The organism is Corallococcus praedator, assembly GCF_003612125.1.
Lineage (GTDB): Bacteria > Myxococcota > Myxococcia > Myxococcales > Myxococcaceae > Corallococcus > Corallococcus praedator.
The window spans coordinates 1-404 of sequence record NZ_RAWI01001310.1 but is presented as its reverse complement, the minus strand read 5'-3'; the positions used below and the strand labels follow the sequence as shown (position 1 = coordinate 404).

1 protein-coding gene is annotated in these 404 nt (G+C 63.6%); it reads left to right on the top strand.

Annotated features, from left to right (window positions below; translation table 11 throughout):
• The coding region (locus D7Y13_RS44220) for a type VI secretion system baseplate subunit TssG (RefSeq protein ID WP_147452770.1) at positions 1 to 361 on the top strand (361 nt) is incomplete at its 5' end.
• Positions 362 to 404: the final 43 nt, after the last annotated feature.

Below are 404 nucleotides of genomic sequence, written 5' to 3'. Positions count from 1 at the left end.
GTGCAGCCACCTGGCCCGCCCAGGCGCGGCCAGCGTGATGGGGCAAGGCGCCTTGCTCGGCGAGGCGGTGCCCGATCGCCAGCACAAGTTCCGGCTCATCATCGGGCCGCTCGATCTGCAGCAGTACCTGAACTTCACCCCGAAGGGGCGTGATCTGCCGGTGCTGGTGGAGTGGGTGCGCAGCTTTGTCAGCTTTGAGTTTGAGTGGGAAGTCGAGTTGCAGGTGCAACCGCATTCCGCGCCGCCGGCGGTGCTGGGCGCCGAGGAGCGGCTGGGCTGGTCGACCTGGCTTGGTCAACCGGACAGTAGCCGTGCCATTACAGGCATGGTTTTCCAACCTGAACACTATGTTGCTCAATAAGCTTATGAAGGCCGTCGCTCCACAATATGCCTCCTCGCCCGAC